The sequence below is a fragment of the Serratia sp. CY38905 genome (genome assembly GCF_052168875.1).
Lineage (GTDB): Bacteria > Pseudomonadota > Gammaproteobacteria > Enterobacterales > Enterobacteriaceae > Serratia > Serratia sarumanii.
The window spans coordinates 14,126-28,060 of sequence record NZ_JBJNLV010000017.1; the positions used below are offsets into that span (position 1 = coordinate 14,126).

15 protein-coding genes and 1 pseudogene are annotated in these 13,935 nt (G+C 52.1%); 7 read left to right on the plus strand and 9 right to left on the minus strand.

From position 1 onward, the window contains the following. Positions 1–241 precede the first annotated feature (241 nt). The 5 genes from ACJ8MK_RS23480 (at position 242) to ACJ8MK_RS23500 (ending at position 3,462) form a co-directional block, all read left to right on the plus strand. Positions 242–382, plus strand: a complete 141-nt coding sequence (locus tag ACJ8MK_RS23480) for a hypothetical protein (protein ID WP_004118614.1) — start codon at positions 242–244, stop codon at positions 380–382. Between the two features lie 119 nt (positions 383–501). Beyond that, the gene (locus ACJ8MK_RS23485) at positions 502–858 is read left to right on the plus strand and encodes a Ref family recombination enhancement nuclease (protein WP_077253206.1); all 357 of its coding nucleotides are present in this window, start codon (positions 502–504) and stop codon (positions 856–858) included. Positions 859–1,281: 423 nt separating this feature from the next. After that, complete coding sequence (locus ACJ8MK_RS23490) at positions 1,282–1,941, plus strand: hypothetical protein (protein ID WP_000078540.1); 660 nt, start codon at positions 1,282–1,284, stop codon at positions 1,939–1,941. Beyond that, positions 1,938–2,267 (plus strand): hypothetical protein, encoded by a 330-nt coding sequence (locus tag ACJ8MK_RS23495; protein ID WP_004118613.1) that lies wholly within the window; start codon positions 1,938–1,940, stop codon positions 2,265–2,267. The genes ACJ8MK_RS23490 and ACJ8MK_RS23495 overlap by 4 nt, the downstream gene beginning before the upstream one ends. Next, positions 2,260–3,462 (plus strand): hypothetical protein, encoded by a 1,203-nt coding sequence (locus tag ACJ8MK_RS23500; protein ID WP_003031541.1) that lies wholly within the window; start codon positions 2,260–2,262, stop codon positions 3,460–3,462. Before ACJ8MK_RS23495 ends, ACJ8MK_RS23500 begins: the two co-directional genes overlap by 8 nt. Positions 3,463–3,498: 36 nt before the next feature. Here ACJ8MK_RS23500 and ACJ8MK_RS23505 read toward each other — a convergent pair whose 3' ends face one another. Then, positions 3,499–3,918 (minus strand): helix-turn-helix domain-containing protein, encoded by a 420-nt coding sequence (locus ACJ8MK_RS23505; RefSeq protein ID WP_000990392.1) that lies wholly within the window; start codon positions 3,916–3,918, stop codon positions 3,499–3,501. Then, on the minus strand, positions 3,915–4,226 hold the full coding sequence (locus ACJ8MK_RS23510) for a type II toxin-antitoxin system HigB family toxin (protein WP_004118600.1): 312 nt from the start codon (positions 4,224–4,226) through the stop codon (positions 3,915–3,917). Before ACJ8MK_RS23510 ends, ACJ8MK_RS23505 begins: the two co-directional genes overlap by 4 nt. A 210-nt stretch (positions 4,227–4,436) precedes the next feature. Between ACJ8MK_RS23510 and ACJ8MK_RS23515 the strand changes: the two are divergent. Further along, positions 4,437–4,817 (plus strand): annotated as a pseudogene (locus ACJ8MK_RS23515) (GntT/GntP/DsdX family permease); the annotation flags it as partial. A 49-nt stretch (positions 4,818–4,866) separates the two neighbouring features. On the opposite strand, the gene ACJ8MK_RS23520 reads toward ACJ8MK_RS23515, so the two are convergent. The 4 genes from ACJ8MK_RS23520 to dld form a co-directional block, all read right to left on the minus strand. Next, positions 4,867–5,562 (minus strand): LutC/YkgG family protein, encoded by a 696-nt coding sequence (locus ACJ8MK_RS23520; protein WP_004118595.1) that lies wholly within the window; start codon positions 5,560–5,562, stop codon positions 4,867–4,869. Continuing rightward, positions 5,555–6,982: a LutB/LldF family L-lactate oxidation iron-sulfur protein gene (locus ACJ8MK_RS23525; RefSeq protein ID WP_000023895.1), complete on the minus strand. Its 1,428-nt coding sequence runs from the start codon at positions 6,980–6,982 to the stop codon at positions 5,555–5,557. The genes ACJ8MK_RS23520 and ACJ8MK_RS23525 overlap by 8 nt, the downstream gene beginning before the upstream one ends. Positions 6,983–6,992: 10 nt before the next feature. Continuing rightward, positions 6,993–7,712 (minus strand): (Fe-S)-binding protein, encoded by a 720-nt coding sequence (locus ACJ8MK_RS23530; protein ID WP_001102107.1) that lies wholly within the window; start codon positions 7,710–7,712, stop codon positions 6,993–6,995. Between the two features lie 74 nt (positions 7,713–7,786). Further along, on the minus strand, positions 7,787–9,484 hold the full coding sequence (dld, locus tag ACJ8MK_RS23535) for a D-lactate dehydrogenase (protein WP_047670018.1): 1,698 nt from the start codon (positions 9,482–9,484) through the stop codon (positions 7,787–7,789). Positions 9,485–9,919: 435 nt separating this feature from the next. Between dld and ACJ8MK_RS23540 the strand changes: the two genes are divergently transcribed. Further along, positions 9,920–11,473: an L-lactate permease gene (locus tag ACJ8MK_RS23540; RefSeq protein WP_020324174.1), complete on the plus strand. Its 1,554-nt coding sequence runs from the start codon at positions 9,920–9,922 to the stop codon at positions 11,471–11,473. A gap of 429 nt (positions 11,474–11,902) precedes the next feature. Here ACJ8MK_RS23540 and ACJ8MK_RS23545 read toward each other — a convergent pair. The 3 genes from ACJ8MK_RS23545 to ACJ8MK_RS23555 form a co-directional block, all read right to left on the minus strand. Further along, a protein-coding gene (locus ACJ8MK_RS23545) for an IS3-like element ISEc52 family transposase (protein WP_087530307.1) occupies positions 11,903–13,071 on the minus strand; the annotation gives its coding sequence in 2 pieces (ribosomal slippage) (positions 11,903–12,822 and positions 12,822–13,071; 1,170 coding nt in all). Positions 13,072–13,164: 93 nt separating this feature from the next. Beyond that, positions 13,165–13,368 carry an HHA domain-containing protein gene (locus tag ACJ8MK_RS23550; RefSeq protein WP_004150739.1) on the minus strand — a complete coding sequence of 68 codons (204 nt, stop codon included), beginning with the start codon at positions 13,366–13,368 and terminating at the stop codon, positions 13,165–13,167. Positions 13,369–13,428: 60 nt separating this feature from the next. Next, positions 13,429–13,923, minus strand: a complete 495-nt coding sequence (locus tag ACJ8MK_RS23555) for a hypothetical protein (RefSeq protein ID WP_004213594.1) — start codon at positions 13,921–13,923, stop codon at positions 13,429–13,431. Positions 13,924–13,935 lie beyond the last annotated feature (12 nt).

The following is a 13,935-nucleotide window of genomic DNA, read 5'->3' on the forward strand; positions in this document are numbered from 1 at the left end:
AAAATCATATGTGTTTTCTCGCATGTGAGTGCAGGTGTCACTATGCGGTTGAAAAACGACCTGATGTGCGATCGTTACGTTAGTTGGGTAGGTAAAAAAGTCATTTGAGGCTAAAACATTGCTTAGTGCGGGCTTTCAGTTCATAGAGAAGAATGAATAATATCAATTATAACAATTGGTTATTTCCTTAGCGTACGTTTTCGTTCCATTGGCCCTCAGACCCCTAGTACAGAGGATCGGGATGCACTCTACGAAAAACAGCGAATCGCAGCGCAACGGCAGCGCGAACGTCAGAAGACCAAGCTGGCTGACCCAGCTTATCGGCAACATCAACAGGAAAAACGCCAGGCGGCAGCACAACGATCCGCCGAAAAACGATTAGCCCGTATCCATTCGCCGGAGTATCAGGAAGCGCAGCGTGAAAAACAGCGCATTAAGCGACAGGAATCGGCACAGAAACCACGTACAACACTTACCGTTACCAAACCCCGCAAAACCTCAATGCGAGGACTGAAAGGCCGAACCCCAACTGCAGACGAACGGCGCGTAATGGATGCGTTAGCCAAACTCCCCTGCACCGCTTGCTGGCTGCATAAGCACCACCAGCTAATTGTCAGTCTGCATCATGTAAATGGGCGCACTGCAGCTGGCGCGCATATGGATGTTTTACCGTTGTGCCGGTGGCATCACCAGGACGCGGCCCCAAAAGCAGATCGCGAGCAATACCCGTGGCTGGTGCCGGTTCATGCCAGCGGAAACGTTGGCGGAAAGGCCGAATTTACGCGCCTGAACGCCTCGGAAGAGGATTTGCTACTCATGGCCTACAAACAGGCTGGAATAACCAGAGAGGGGCGCTAATGGCTCGCACAACAACGGAACGGGCCTTAAATCCCCACGGTCACGTATACTTACTGGATGGATTGACCAAACTCCATATTTGCAAGATTTGCGGAACCTGTGAGCGCCGAAACGGACAATATTGGTGGGCTGGTAAGTGGAGTAAGACAGAGCCGCCGTGCGGCCTCAATACGGAGGAACAGCGGGACTGGCATAACAATGCAAACCCCGACAACGAAGACGAACCATAACCGGCTGCAGGGCGGTAAATAATTCCTTGACGCTAAAAAACACAAAGTACAAACCGCATAAAATCCTCGCAGCTTTTGTGTTCCCTTGAGGGTACTTTTGACAATTTAACTTCCTGCTTTAGCGCGGTTGGGAACATCAATAGCCAGTAAGGGGCCGCAATCGCGGCCTTTTTGCTTTCTGGAGGATAGAAAATTGAGTCAAAAAATAGCTGTTTTCAGTCTCTCAACATCAAACCCGCTCTATGTCACTGCCATCTATGACGATGACAACAACCTGATAATGAGCATCCCGAAATCACTCCCCAACTCATTAAAACAACAACGAGTAAAGGTGATCCCCGCCATCGAGAAGCTGCTTAAAGCTGACTTTAAGGTACTGGTGGATGAAACCAGTGGGACCATTGCTAGTGAAAGCGGCGCTCACCATGTTTCACTGAAGACGCGACATACAGACTCGCGCGCAGCCGTTCTCGTCGGCATCGAGCGCTACAACGAATTGCGCCTCCAGAAAGCCATTTCTCTTCCTGAGAAAAACCCCGGCGCATATGAGATCCCGTCTTCTATCGTGGACATTGATTACAACGCCGCCGGTGACGAGGTGTATCACATCAACTGGCAGGATATTCGACCTGAGCATCTGCTCACGATCATGTGCTGTTTTGCCACGGTATACCATCCTGTCACCTCAGCTGCGTACATCAAAGCCATGACCGGCGGCAGCGAAGAACGCGAGCAGCACCCGCTATTACGCGTTTTCGGGAACCTCATTAAGCATCAGGAAGTGACCAGCGCAAGCGCAGTTCCGCCATCGCTAACCGGGCAGCGGATCAGTGATAACGAGGTCATTCTATGAGTTACAACCGCCTGGATGACCGCACAATTGACGATCCTATCCTGCTGGCATTGTTTCATCAGGAAGTCATTGCACGGGCCACCAGCTACAGCGCCGACAACATCTCTTACACCATCAAGCCAGATGAGGTTTACCGTTCTGATTTGTCGGCGTTTCGCTGTTACGGCAATGAAGAATTACGTTGGGTATTCCGCCTGCTGGTGGGGCATGAATCTGAAACTGAAGCCATGCCGGTTGGCATAACGTTAACCGTGCCGCCGGTGGCCTGGATACGTGACCGGATGCGAGACTATGCGTCGGGAACAGTGGAGTTAATCAGTGGCTGATTTTCCCCGCGCCAGTAACGGGCGATACCAGACAGAAGGCCTAAGCGCGCGCGAGTTCGAACGCCTATTCAACCAGATTGAGAAGGATAAGCGAAGCAAGCGCCGCGCCGCTCGCCGCACTCTGACGCCGTTTTCACTGAAGAACAAAACAGCCGAAGATATCATCTCGCTGGGCAAGAAGAAAAAAGGCGGTACGTTCTTCACCGTCGAAGATCTAAAGGCATTTGAAGGTCGCCGCAAGGATATTCGACAGACGTTCAATTCAGGCATAGCCGGGATCACCTATGCCCAGCTCATAGCCGGAAGTGAGGCGATCGACGTTAAACGTGCTAACAACGCCGTAGACGACGGTTCCGGCATTAAGCGCGCCGTGCCTTCATCATTGAAACATAACGTCGTCACAGTCAGCGTGGAGGCTTCAGATCGCTCAGAAGACCAGCATCACCGCGTAAAAGTGCGCTTTGAGGAATGGGATTCACTGATTGATGAGCTGGGGGATGAGACTAGCGCGGTAAAAGTGACGAAAAAGCTGTGTGCCGGTCGCGTATCCTTCGATTGTGATTGTGGTCGTCATCAATACTGGTATCGCTACATCGCGACCGCCGGTAACTTTGCCCTGGCACCGCCAAAAGAATATGCCTTCCCCAAAATCCGTAACCCTAATCTCAAAGGGATCGCCTGTAAGCACGTGATCCACGCAATGACCCGACTCCAGTCGGCAAGCTGGCAATTGCGGATCGGTCAGGCCATGCTGCAGGCCGCTAAACGTGTAGGGTTCGGTGACGACAAACGACGTACTACTAAGCATTTCACTGAGGAAGACCGGAAAAGATTCAACAAGAACCGTAACTCACAGACTAACCAGGGGGCGATGCGTCAGGAGTGGGATAAATACCAGCGCCGCCAGAAAGCGCTGGGTAATCAGATTGCGCGAGACAGTACAAAGCTACGCACCCTCAGCGACAAACTGTTAAAAGCCCGGAAAATGACGCAAAAACAACGGGCAAAGGCAGAAGAAAGTCAGCAAAAGCTTAAAGCCGAGCAGGATAAAAACAAGGTGCTGCTGCAGCAGCTCGCCGACCGTTTCAAGGTGGAACGCCAGGCGTTTATTGATGCGATGGTAATGACTGGTGTATCACGTCAGGATGCCGAGAAACGCTTCCTGGACTACGTGAAAAACAAAGGCAGGGGTTAATACAAAAGCCCCCAACCTTTCGGTCAGGGGGCTGTTTTACGCGTCCATGAATGAGCTGGGCGGAATGTTGAAGCGCCGCGCAAGTGCTTTCATGTGATCTAGTGTTAGTGAGCGAGTCCCGTTAAGGATGCGGCTCACCAGCGATTTCTTACCAATCTCTTCCTCAAAATCACTCTGAGTCAGTTTGTGCTGGTCCATCAGGACACGCAGCAGGGCCACGCCACTTGGTAACGCTGCAATACGGTCGTTGAACTCTGCGAACTCTTCCGCCTCATCTTCATACTGGGCAATTTTCGCAACCAGCATGTCCACCAGCGGATGATCTGGCTCGTGTTCAACCAGGTATTCAACCAGCGTCAGCGCGTCTTCATAGTCCTTGCGAGAGGCATTGCCCCCCAGGAGGGGGACAATGCTAACCAGGCTGTTTGCCGCCTGGATAGCATCGGTGTACATCATTCTTTAGTTCTCCGGTAAAAATCTGTCAGCTTGTCGTATTCGGCGTGTGTGGTTATGTGCTTTATAAAGATTTTCCCACGTTCAAAATCAGCAAAAAACATCACCCTTAAATTCCCACCGCCAACATCGATCACCCACCACTTCTCCCGATATTTCATTCTGTCCAGCGAGGCAAATCGTTTTTTCATTTCGTCCGGTGAAGTGTAGTTCTCTCTCTTCAAAGTCCGGTATACGTCGTCTAGTGCCGCTGCCTGATTGGGGAATTGCCTGGTGGCTGTATCGAAAGGTGCTCTCGATACAATGTGCATCCTTCGCTCTCCTTGTGTTTCCATCTTGGAAACATAATATCGCACTCCCGCAGAGTTGACAAGTTGGAAACTGAAAATAATTAGTGCCTCTGCAATTCACAATCTCCATACAGTGCTCACATACGCAAATTAACCCCGTCAGTGAGGCACAGAATGGGCCGTTTTGATGAATGGTTAGACGACACAAGGCCGGTAACAGTCGCACCGGTTACCGGCATCGGCGATACCATCGGCATGCTGATGTCGCACGGTAATATTTCTCCCTACATCATGGCGTGGTTGATAACCGTGCTGATTCGTCTGGCAACGGGTCAGGGCGTGGTCTCAGCCATGACGGCGGCGGGGATTATTAGCGCAGCGATCCTCGACCCGGCAACCGGTCAACTGGTGGGCGTCGACCCGGCGTTGCTGGTGCTGGCAACAGCGGCCGGCTCCAACACCCTGACCCATATCAACGATGCTTCGTTCTGGCTGTTCAAAGGCTACTTTGACCTGTCGGTGAAGGATACGCTGAAAACCTGGGGTCTGCTGGAGCTGGTAAACTCCGTGGTTGGCCTGATAATCGTGTTGATCATCAGCATGATTGCATAACGTCGATACCGCTCTGGCCTATAGCGCCAGAGCGGTTTTCCATCCTGCCTCAACAATCCTCAATAATCAGATACACCGCTTTCACCGGGCCATGCACCCCAACCACCTTGATAAGCTCAATATCCGCCGTCGAGCTGGGTCCACTGATGATATTAATGCATGATGGCATACGCTCACCGGCCTGTGCTTTCTGATGTAGCTTTTCTGCCAGTTGCGCCACGCGCGGCAGGATGGTGCTTTTACGCAGCACGAAAATCGAGGACTCTGGCAACAGGCTCAGGGAACGCCCGCGCTCCGGTGCGGAAAACAGCACCACGCCGCCGGACTCGGTCAGGCCATATTCGGCATACACCACGCCGACTTTCGCCTGTTCTGCCTGGGTAATATTTTCGCTACCTCGCGCTGGGTCCCAAACCACGGCGTTGCATTCCTGCTGCAAGCGTTCGGTGATACCCAGCTCCACCAGCCGGCTGTCGCCGCTCAGCACCACCGGCTGCTGACCCAATTCTTCGCACAGGCGCAGCGCCGCGTCTGCGGCCTGGTCCTCGCTGGTCAGTTCGCAGCGGGCCAGCATCACTTCGCTGGCAAACTGGATAAACGCATCGCAGCGCTGCTGCGGGCTAAGTTCGGTCAGGCGCTCGTTGGCATAGTTGTTAACCGGCGCGGCATCTGCTTGCGGTTCGAAACGCAGCGGGCGACCCAGCGCCTGGGCGATGGTGTTTAAAAACGCGGTACGGTTATCCATTCTTTTTCTCCTGCGCCTGATGTTTCTTAAACCAGCTGCGGAAGCTCTCGCCGTCAGCATCAGGCAGATCGCGCGCCTCCATCCAGTCACCAATCGCGCCAACCTTGAGCGGGGTTTTGCCGCCATTGATAAACCAGCTCGCCGCATGCGCGCCCGCCATCATCCCGACTTTCCACAGCCCCGGATGGCTATTGGCATAAGCGAACATCCTGATCGCCCGTCGCTCGGCTTTCGGCGTAATGCCCTCCTCGGCCATCACCCGGCGATGACGCAGGATCAGTTTTGACAACGGAATGCGCACCGGGCAGACGCTGTCACAGGCCGTGCATAAAGAACAGGCGTACGGCAGATCCTTAAAATCTTTATAGCCGCCGAGCAGCGGAGAAATCACCGCGCCGATAGGTCCAGGATAGATAGAGCCATAGCCGTGTCCGCCGATGTGGCGGTACGCCGGACAGGTGTTCATACAGGCTCCGCAGCGGATGCAGCGCAGCACATCGCGAAACTCTGAGCCCAGCACCTGCGAGCGACCGTTATCGACAATCACCAGATGGAACTCTTCCGGTCCGTCAACGTTATCCGCCTCGCGCGGGCCGGTCAGCCAGGTGTTGTAGCCCGTCAGACGTGCACCCACGGCGCTGCGCGCCAGCATGGTGATCAGCACATCCACCTCGGCAAAGGTCGGCGCGATACGCTCCATGCCCATCACCGCAATGTGCGTTTTCGGCAGCGTGGTGCACATGCGCGCGTTGCCTTCGTTGGTTACCAGACACACCGAGCCGGTTTCCGCCACGGCAAAGTTACAGCCGGTAATACCGATTTCGGCACTGAGGAAATCCTCACGGATCTTCTGACGAATGAACAAGGTCATGGCTTCCGGGGTTTCCGGGCCGTCATACCCCAGACGTTCGTTCAGCACGCGGCGGATCTGATAGCGATCTTTATGAATAGCCGGGACCACGACGTGCGAAGGCGGATCCTGATCCAGTTGCAGGATATATTCCCCGAGATCGGTTTCGATCACCTGGATTCCGGCATCCTGCAGCACATGGTTGACGCCGATCTCTTCGGTCACCATCGACTTGGACTTCACCACCTTCTGCGCATTTTTACTTTGCGCAACCTGCAAAATGTAGCGAGTGGCATCTTCTTTGGTTTTGGCGAAATAGACGTGCCCGCCGTTTTCCGTCACTTTCTCGGAGAGTTGATACAGGTAAGCGTCGAGGTTGCTCAGAACGTGATCGCGGATCTGGCTGGCACGATCGCGCCAGTCTTCCCAGTGGCCTAACTCATCGACCATTTTTTGCCGATTTGCGCCGATACGCTCCTGCGCATTAGCCACGGCTTTGCGCATGATCGGATCTTCTATCTGCTGACGAATGCGCAGTTTAAATTCTACATCGCTGGTTTTTATCGACATCTCTTTCCCCTCAGCGGCTCATCAGCACTTCAGCAATATGCATCACTTTGACCGGCTGGCCTTCCCGTTGCAGTCGGCCGCCAATGTTCAGCAGGCAGCTGACGTCTGCGCCAATCAAATATTCCGGCTTTGCATCCATCAGATGTAAGACTTTCTCTTTCACCATCTCACCGGATATTTCGGCCATCTTGACCGAGAACGTTCCGCCAAAGCCGCAGCAGGTGTCCTGATCGGCAAACGTCAGCAGCTCCAGTCCGCGCACGTTTTTCAGCAGCGTGAGCGGCTCTTCCTTCACCCCCAGTTTGCGGGTCAGGCTACAGGAAGGATGATACACAGCGCGCCCCTGCAGGCTGGCGCCAACGTCCACCACGCCCAGTTTGTTGACGATAAAGGAGGTGAGATCCTGCATACGCGCGGAAACTTTCTCAGCACGTAGCGCCCATTCCGGTTCATCGGCCAGATACGTCGGGTAGCTTTTAACCGCGTAGGTACAGGAGCCCGCCGGGGAGATAATCGGATCGTCGTTGTCTTCCAGCGCGGCGATCAGGTTTTTCATCCCGGGGATCGCCTCTTTGATGTAACCGCTGTTGATGGCTGGCTGACCGCAACACCCTTGCTTCTCGGGGAAATTAACGCGACAACCCAGTTTTTCCAGCAGCAATACGGAGTCTCGTGCCATCCGTGATTTCAGTGCGTCACCAATACAGGTAACAAAGAAATTTACATTCACAATAACTACTCCATTGCTTCATTTCTGTTTATTGCGCTTGATATCGCGATATCAAGCAAAAGTTCAGTCGTATTTCATGCCCAGTTTTTATGTTTGCTGGTTTTACCAATACCTGGGTTCATAGTGTTGGTCGGATCATTTTTCTGATAAAAACGTGCCAAATTTTCCGGCGCTTTATACAGATGGCCGACATTGTGTTCCGCCGGATATTGCGCTCCGCGTTGGCGCAGTAATTCCAGCATCTGTTCTTTTAACGCGTGGGCATCTACGCCTTTTTTAACGATATAATCCTGATGGAATACATGGCACATAAAATGGCCGTAATAGAGTTTATGCACCAACTGACTGTCAATTTCCGCCGGTAAATTCTCATACCATTCGGTATCATTGCGGCGTAATGCAATATCCAGCGCGAGAATATCCTCAACCTCGTCAGAATGAACGGCCTGATAACGAATGGCAGCACCCGCGGCGGCAAAACGATGCAGAAACGCCTTACTGCCCTCTTCCGCGGTACAGGTAAAGAACGCGCCCTCGGCCGATTTAAAATAGTCCGTTAACCATGCCTGGGCTTCGGCCACACCCTCGCCGGACATTTTCAACATCAGATGGTGTTCATAGTTATCGCGCCAGGTCTTCATCCGCGCCGGGAGATGGCTCGGGAACAGATGGCTAAAAGCCTGCATCGCGCGGTCAGTAAAGTGCGGGCGAAAGATCTTCACCTTCTCAAGTATGGCCTCGGTACGCCCCTTCAGGTTGAAGAAGAACGGCATTTTGTCCGTGCCAAGTTTGTCGATCATCAGGAAGGTATCTTTGCTGTATTTCTCTGCAATATCATAGATATCGCGGTGCATATACTCCCCAGCAACCGGCAGGTTTGTAAAATTCGCCAGGATGTGGCGGCGAATCTCAGTCAGGACATCAGTCTGATTGGTACCGATATAAAAGACCTGCTGGTTCTTCTCGGCTTCAAAGGTATCCAGACGTACGGCAAACACCGCTAACTTGCCCGCGCAGCCAGAGGATTCAAACAGGCGATCCGGGTCAGCGTTGTAACGTGCTGGCGTGTCGGCATTGATGTCCCGCACGCGGCTAACATAGTCGTGATCGTGCGCGTGACGCCCGTCATGGTTGACGAGCGCGGCTTCAATCACATTGTTATCCAGCTGGGCAAGGATTTGCTCTGGCGTCTGACCTAGCTCAATGCCAAGGTGATTGACCAGCTGCAAGCGTCCCTGTTCATCAATGCGGGCAAACAGCGACATCTCGGTGTAAGCCGGGCCTCGCTGGACCAGAGAACCGCCCGAGTTATTACAGATACCGCCGATAACCGACGCGCCGATGCACGAAGAGCCGATCACCGAATGCGGCTCACGGCCAAACGGCTTCAGCGCCCTTTCCAGCGAGTACAGCGTGGTGCCCGGATAAGCCAGCACCTGCTTGCCCTCATCCAGCACATGCAGACTGTCCAGCCGCAGCGTGCTGATAATGACGATCTCGCGGTCGTAGTCATTACCATTTGGCGTCGAACCCTCGGTCAGGCCTGTGTTCGACGCCTGCATCAGGATTATTTTATCAGCCTCAACGCAGGCGCTGAGGACTTTCCAGAGTTCAAGCAAAGAGCCGGGGATAACCACCGCCAGAGCATCACCCTGACCCGAGCGGAATCCCTTACGGTAACGCGCAGTTTTTGACGGTTCGGTGAGGATATGAGCAGGGCCAACCAATTGGGTAAGAGTCGTCAAAAAGGTCTTATTATCAGTATGTTTCATGGAGGGCGGCTCTCCGCTCCTTATATCAGGGCCAGTGAAAATGGCTATAAGTTCATTTGTATGACAAAGCAGAATATTCCCTCAATCAATATCCACATGCAATACCCCATTTTATTTCTTTCGGTACCGCTCACATTTTTTAATGAAATTACCACCGCCATATAATTCATACCTCGCCCTTTGAGGGGATGCCAAAACACTTATTTCATTTATTGCAAAGATCATCCCATACCTATTAATGATTAACTCTAATGTGTGTTGTAATATTTAGTAGTTATTCATATTTAATAAAAAAATAACATTATTTATACAATTATTAACCTTTATAACTTTATTTCACTGAAGCGATTCAGTTAGCATTTTTTATTTTATTATTCAGGTAGCTTCCTTCCCCCTAAATATAGTTCAGTCTAAAAAAGTAAATCGGGAATTGTAATGCAAGAATATTTAATGTTTGCTCTGGCACTCTCTCCTTTGCTGCTGATGGTATTTTTAATACTGAAATTAAAAATGCCCATCCATTATTCCGTACTGATCTCTTTGGTATTCACCGCTGCACTATCGGCAATATTCTGGGAAATGCCCGTACAAAATCTGAAAGCCGCGATAGGGTATGGCGCACTGAAGGGACTATGGCCGATCGTGATTGTGATCCTCGGCGCTATTTTCAGTTATAACGTCATGCAGGCGACCAAAGCGCTGGATATTTTGCGCGATATTCTCGCCAGCATTAGCGAAGATAAGCGTATTCAGGTGCTGCTGATTTCATGGTGTTTTGGTGGATTTCTTGAAGCCGCAGCGGGCTATGGCACGGCGGTCGCTATTCCGATCGGCATTCTCATTGCGCTGGGATTCAACCCGTTGAAGGCGGCGATTTCCTCTCTCGTGGCAAATACAGTTCCTACCGCATTCGGCGCGGTCGGGATCCCGGTTTCTATTCTGGCTGAACAGGTTAATCTGCCGGTTTATACCTTAGGCGGAACCATTATTTTGCAGCTCGCGTTGTTTAATATCCTGCTGCCGTTTGTGATTGTCTGCATTATTGGCGGTGGCCTGAAAGCCATTCGCGGCGTATTTCTGATCACGTTGATTTGCGGCATTTCCACGCTGATTCCGCAATATTTTGTCGCCATCCATCTTGGCGCGGAATTACCCGCTTTTGCCGGTAGCCTGGTCAGCCTGTTTGCCGTGGCGATGGTCAGTCGCCTGCGCAAAGGGAAAACCGATCCAGAGTGGCGCATTGAGGTCAGCCATACCCGCGAAACCACGCCGCGCTCGGCAAAAGTGTTGTTCCGCGTGGGCTCTATCTATCTGTTTATTTTTGTGTTTATCCTGCTGTGTTCGCCGCTGTTCCCGACAATAAAAGGCGCGGCGTCCCAACTGGCTTCGGTGCTGCATTTCACGTTGGCTGACGGCAAAACGATGGCACTGAAAGTTGAATGGGTGACCACACCAGGGATGCTGATTATCTTTGCGACCATTATCGGCGGTTTTATTCAGGGAGCGTCCGCACGCGGGATGCTGGAAGTATTTATCAAAACGATTTTCCAGCTTAAAAACTCTATCGTGGCAATTATGGCGATCGTCGCGCTGGCCACGGTGATGGATCTCAGCGGGATTATCTCCACACTGGCGCAGTCGATTGTCGATCTGACCGGCAGCTCGTACGTCTTCCTCGCCCCGGTGATTGGCGCGCTGGGCACGTTCGTTACCGGCAGCGATACCAACTCGAACATTCTGTTTGGCAAGCTGCAAACCATAGCTGCCAGCAAGTTACATATCGATCCCAACTGGCTGGCGGCGGCCAATACCTCTGGCGCTACGGGGGGCAAAATGATTTCGCCGCAAAGCATCGCCATCGCGGTTTCTGCCACCAAAATGGACGGTCAGGCCAATCAGATCATGTCTGGCACCATGAAATACTGCTGTGCCTACATTGTGATCCTTGGCCTGAAAGTCGGTCTCTTTTATTACTGGTTTATGGCGTAAGCCATTGTCAACCCCGTCAAATTCGCGGCAATCGTATTTGACGACACAGTGACCAAAAAGGTTTACACCACCCCAGAAACGGAACAAGGCGACAGGCTTTACGATTTGTCGGCGCTGACTAAAATAGCGCCGATGTTTCAAATCGAGGATTGTTGTTATGTTGTTCTGGAAAAAGATGGTGAAGAAGTTCGACGCCTTTTCCGCGTTGATTCCACCACGCTACTTCCGCGTGTAATACCTGGCACTTATTCCTGATGGCGCTTCGCTTATCAGGCCTACATTTCACACTCATTTGTAGGCCTGCGTTTCACGCTCATTTATAGGCCGGATAAGGCGCGAGCCGCATCCGGCAGCAACAGCAGCGTAAAATGCTCACCCCTTTCTCTTACGCAGACCGCATGCTCTTAACACCACCACCCACTGAAGTGGTCAACAAAAACTGGCCACCGCGTTAGAGTTTTTCCAGTATCGGTTTTCTGATTCGTTTGGCGGTAACCCACCATTATATTCGTGCGGTCTTAGTGCGCTGTAATATCCAACTATATAGTCCGTTATTGCGTGAGCTGCATCGCTGAAGCTTACATAGCCCGTCGCCGGCACCCATTCGTTCTTCAGACTCCTGAAGAAGCGCTCCATTGGGCTGTTATCCCAGCAGTTTCCACGCCGACTCATACTCTGCCTGATCCGGTATCGCCACAGTAACTGCCGGAACTGCCTGCTCGTATAATGGCTGCCTTGATCGCTGTGGAACATCACCCCGACGGGCTTACCACGGGTTTCCCATGCCATTTCCAGTGCTTTCATGGTGAGCCTGCTGTCCGGCGAGAACGACATGGCCCAGCCCACTGGTTTTCTTGCGAACAGGTCGAGAACAACGGCGAGGTACGCCCAGCGCTTACCCGTCCAGATATAGGTCACATCACCGCACCACACCTGATTTGGTTCCGTTACGGCGAACTGTCGCTCAAGATGATTCGGGATAGCAACGTGCTCATGACCGCCACGCTTATACCGGTGAGTCGGCTGCTGGCAACTGACCAGCCCCAGCTCTTTCATGAGTCTGCCAGCAAGCCAGCGCCCCATCTGGTAACCTCTCTGGGTTGCCATTGTGGCGATGCTTCTTGCTCCGGCAGAGCCGTGGCTGATGCCATGCAGTTCAAGTACCTGACTGCGTAATACAGCCCGTCTGCCGTCTGGCTTTTCAGGACGGTTTTTCCAGTATTTGTAGCTGCTGCGATGAACCCCGAACACATGGCAGAGAGTGGCCACAGGATAACGCGCCCTGAGTTTCCCGATTATCAAGAACTGTTCAGGGAGTCTGACATCAAGAGCGCGGTAGCCTTTTTTAATATTTCATTTTCCATTTCAATACGTTGTAGCTTTTTCCTGAGCTCACGGATTTCAATTTGTTCCGGGGTAATGGGGGAGGCTTTTGGTGTTTTGCCCTGCCGTTCATCACGTAATTGTTTCACCCATCGCGTCATTGTGGAAAGGCCGACATCCATAGCGCTGGCTGCATCTGTCACGGTGTAGTTCTGGTCAACGACCAGTTGAGCGGATTCGCGTTTAAACTCTGCGCTGAAATTTCTTTTTTTCATTATGGCACCTGTGTTGTTCTGAGGTGAGCATATCACCTCTGTTCAGGTGGCCAAATTCAGTAAACCACTTCAAACAGACTGATGCCGGCTGTATTATTTAACATATTTCCAGACGCCTGCAGGTATTTTGTCATAAAACTTCCCCATTGCCATTTCCGCCAGCCGGTGATCAACCGCAGCATTGAAATGCTCAAGCTCATCATCTGACAGAGAATATTTATTTTTTTCTATTACCCTTTCCAGGGTTTCCTTCGATGTACAGCGCCGTAGTCGTAAAATCCATTCCTGTTTGGTCATTATTTTTTTATATCCTGAGGCTTCCATGGTATTTAATTTTACAAATAACGCAAATTTCTTTCAGGCGTTATGGCCCGTGCCGTTCTGCGTAAGATAATCACTGATGCTCAGACCGGACAAGCGTATGTTATCCGAAATCTCCCTGAACTGCTCCTCCCACCCGTCCTGCAGCTCCCTGATTGCCGCGATCTGGAAAGCAACACTGAAAGGCGTTCTGCCCAGTTTCTCGGAAAGCCAGAACAGATGCTTGCCAATCTCTTCGTCCGGTACCGAATCGAGCGCATCACTCAGTAAGGTTTTTTCGTCTTCCTGCCAGGGATGACCGGCTCGCGGAAAACGCGGATCAGGCTGGCGGTCTTTTTTCTCCCTTTTTTCCCGTCTGGCAACGGTCGGCGCATCGCCTTTTTTCAAGCCGACGCGCGCTTTCATGGCGCCGATAGCGGCGACGGCCAGTACCAGCGTTTCACGCTCCTGGCGCGTGAGCAGGCTGTCCTCGCAAATCAGGGTGTTCAGGTTATCGATCAGCTTATTCAGCCCGGGTTCAGTGACTTTCATTTTATGCTCATG

What these genes read in the sequence shown, in the direction of transcription:
- ACJ8MK_RS23505 (WP_000990392.1), bottom strand. Translation starts at nt 3,918, where the DNA reads ATGATGTACACCGATGCTATCCAGGCGGCAAACAGCCTGGTTAGCATT.
- dld (WP_047670018.1), bottom strand. Translation starts at nt 9,484, where the DNA reads ATGAAACATACTGATAATAAGACCTTTTTGACGACTCTTACCCAATTG.
- ACJ8MK_RS23495 (WP_004118613.1), top strand. Translation starts at nt 1,938, where the DNA reads ATGAGTTACAACCGCCTGGATGACCGCACAATTGACGATCCTATCCTG.
- ACJ8MK_RS23520 (WP_004118595.1), bottom strand. Translation starts at nt 5,562, where the DNA reads ATGGATAACCGTACCGCGTTTTTAAACACCATCGCCCAGGCGCTGGGT.
- ACJ8MK_RS23550 (WP_004150739.1), bottom strand. Translation starts at nt 13,368, where the DNA reads ATGACCAAACAGGAATGGATTTTACGACTACGGCGCTGTACATCGAAG.
- ACJ8MK_RS23510 (WP_004118600.1), bottom strand. Translation starts at nt 4,226, where the DNA reads ATGCACATTGTATCGAGAGCACCTTTCGATACAGCCACCAGGCAATTC.
- ACJ8MK_RS23485 (WP_077253206.1), top strand. Translation starts at nt 502, where the DNA reads ATGCGAGGACTGAAAGGCCGAACCCCAACTGCAGACGAACGGCGCGTA.
- ACJ8MK_RS23525 (WP_000023895.1), bottom strand. Translation starts at nt 6,982, where the DNA reads ATGTCGATAAAAACCAGCGATGTAGAATTTAAACTGCGCATTCGTCAG.
- ACJ8MK_RS23540 (WP_020324174.1), top strand. Translation starts at nt 9,920, where the DNA reads ATGCAAGAATATTTAATGTTTGCTCTGGCACTCTCTCCTTTGCTGCTG.
- ACJ8MK_RS23555 (WP_004213594.1), bottom strand. Translation starts at nt 13,923, where the DNA reads ATGAAAGTCACTGAACCCGGGCTGAATAAGCTGATCGATAACCTGAAC.
- ACJ8MK_RS23480 (WP_004118614.1), top strand. Translation starts at nt 242, where the DNA reads ATGCACTCTACGAAAAACAGCGAATCGCAGCGCAACGGCAGCGCGAAC.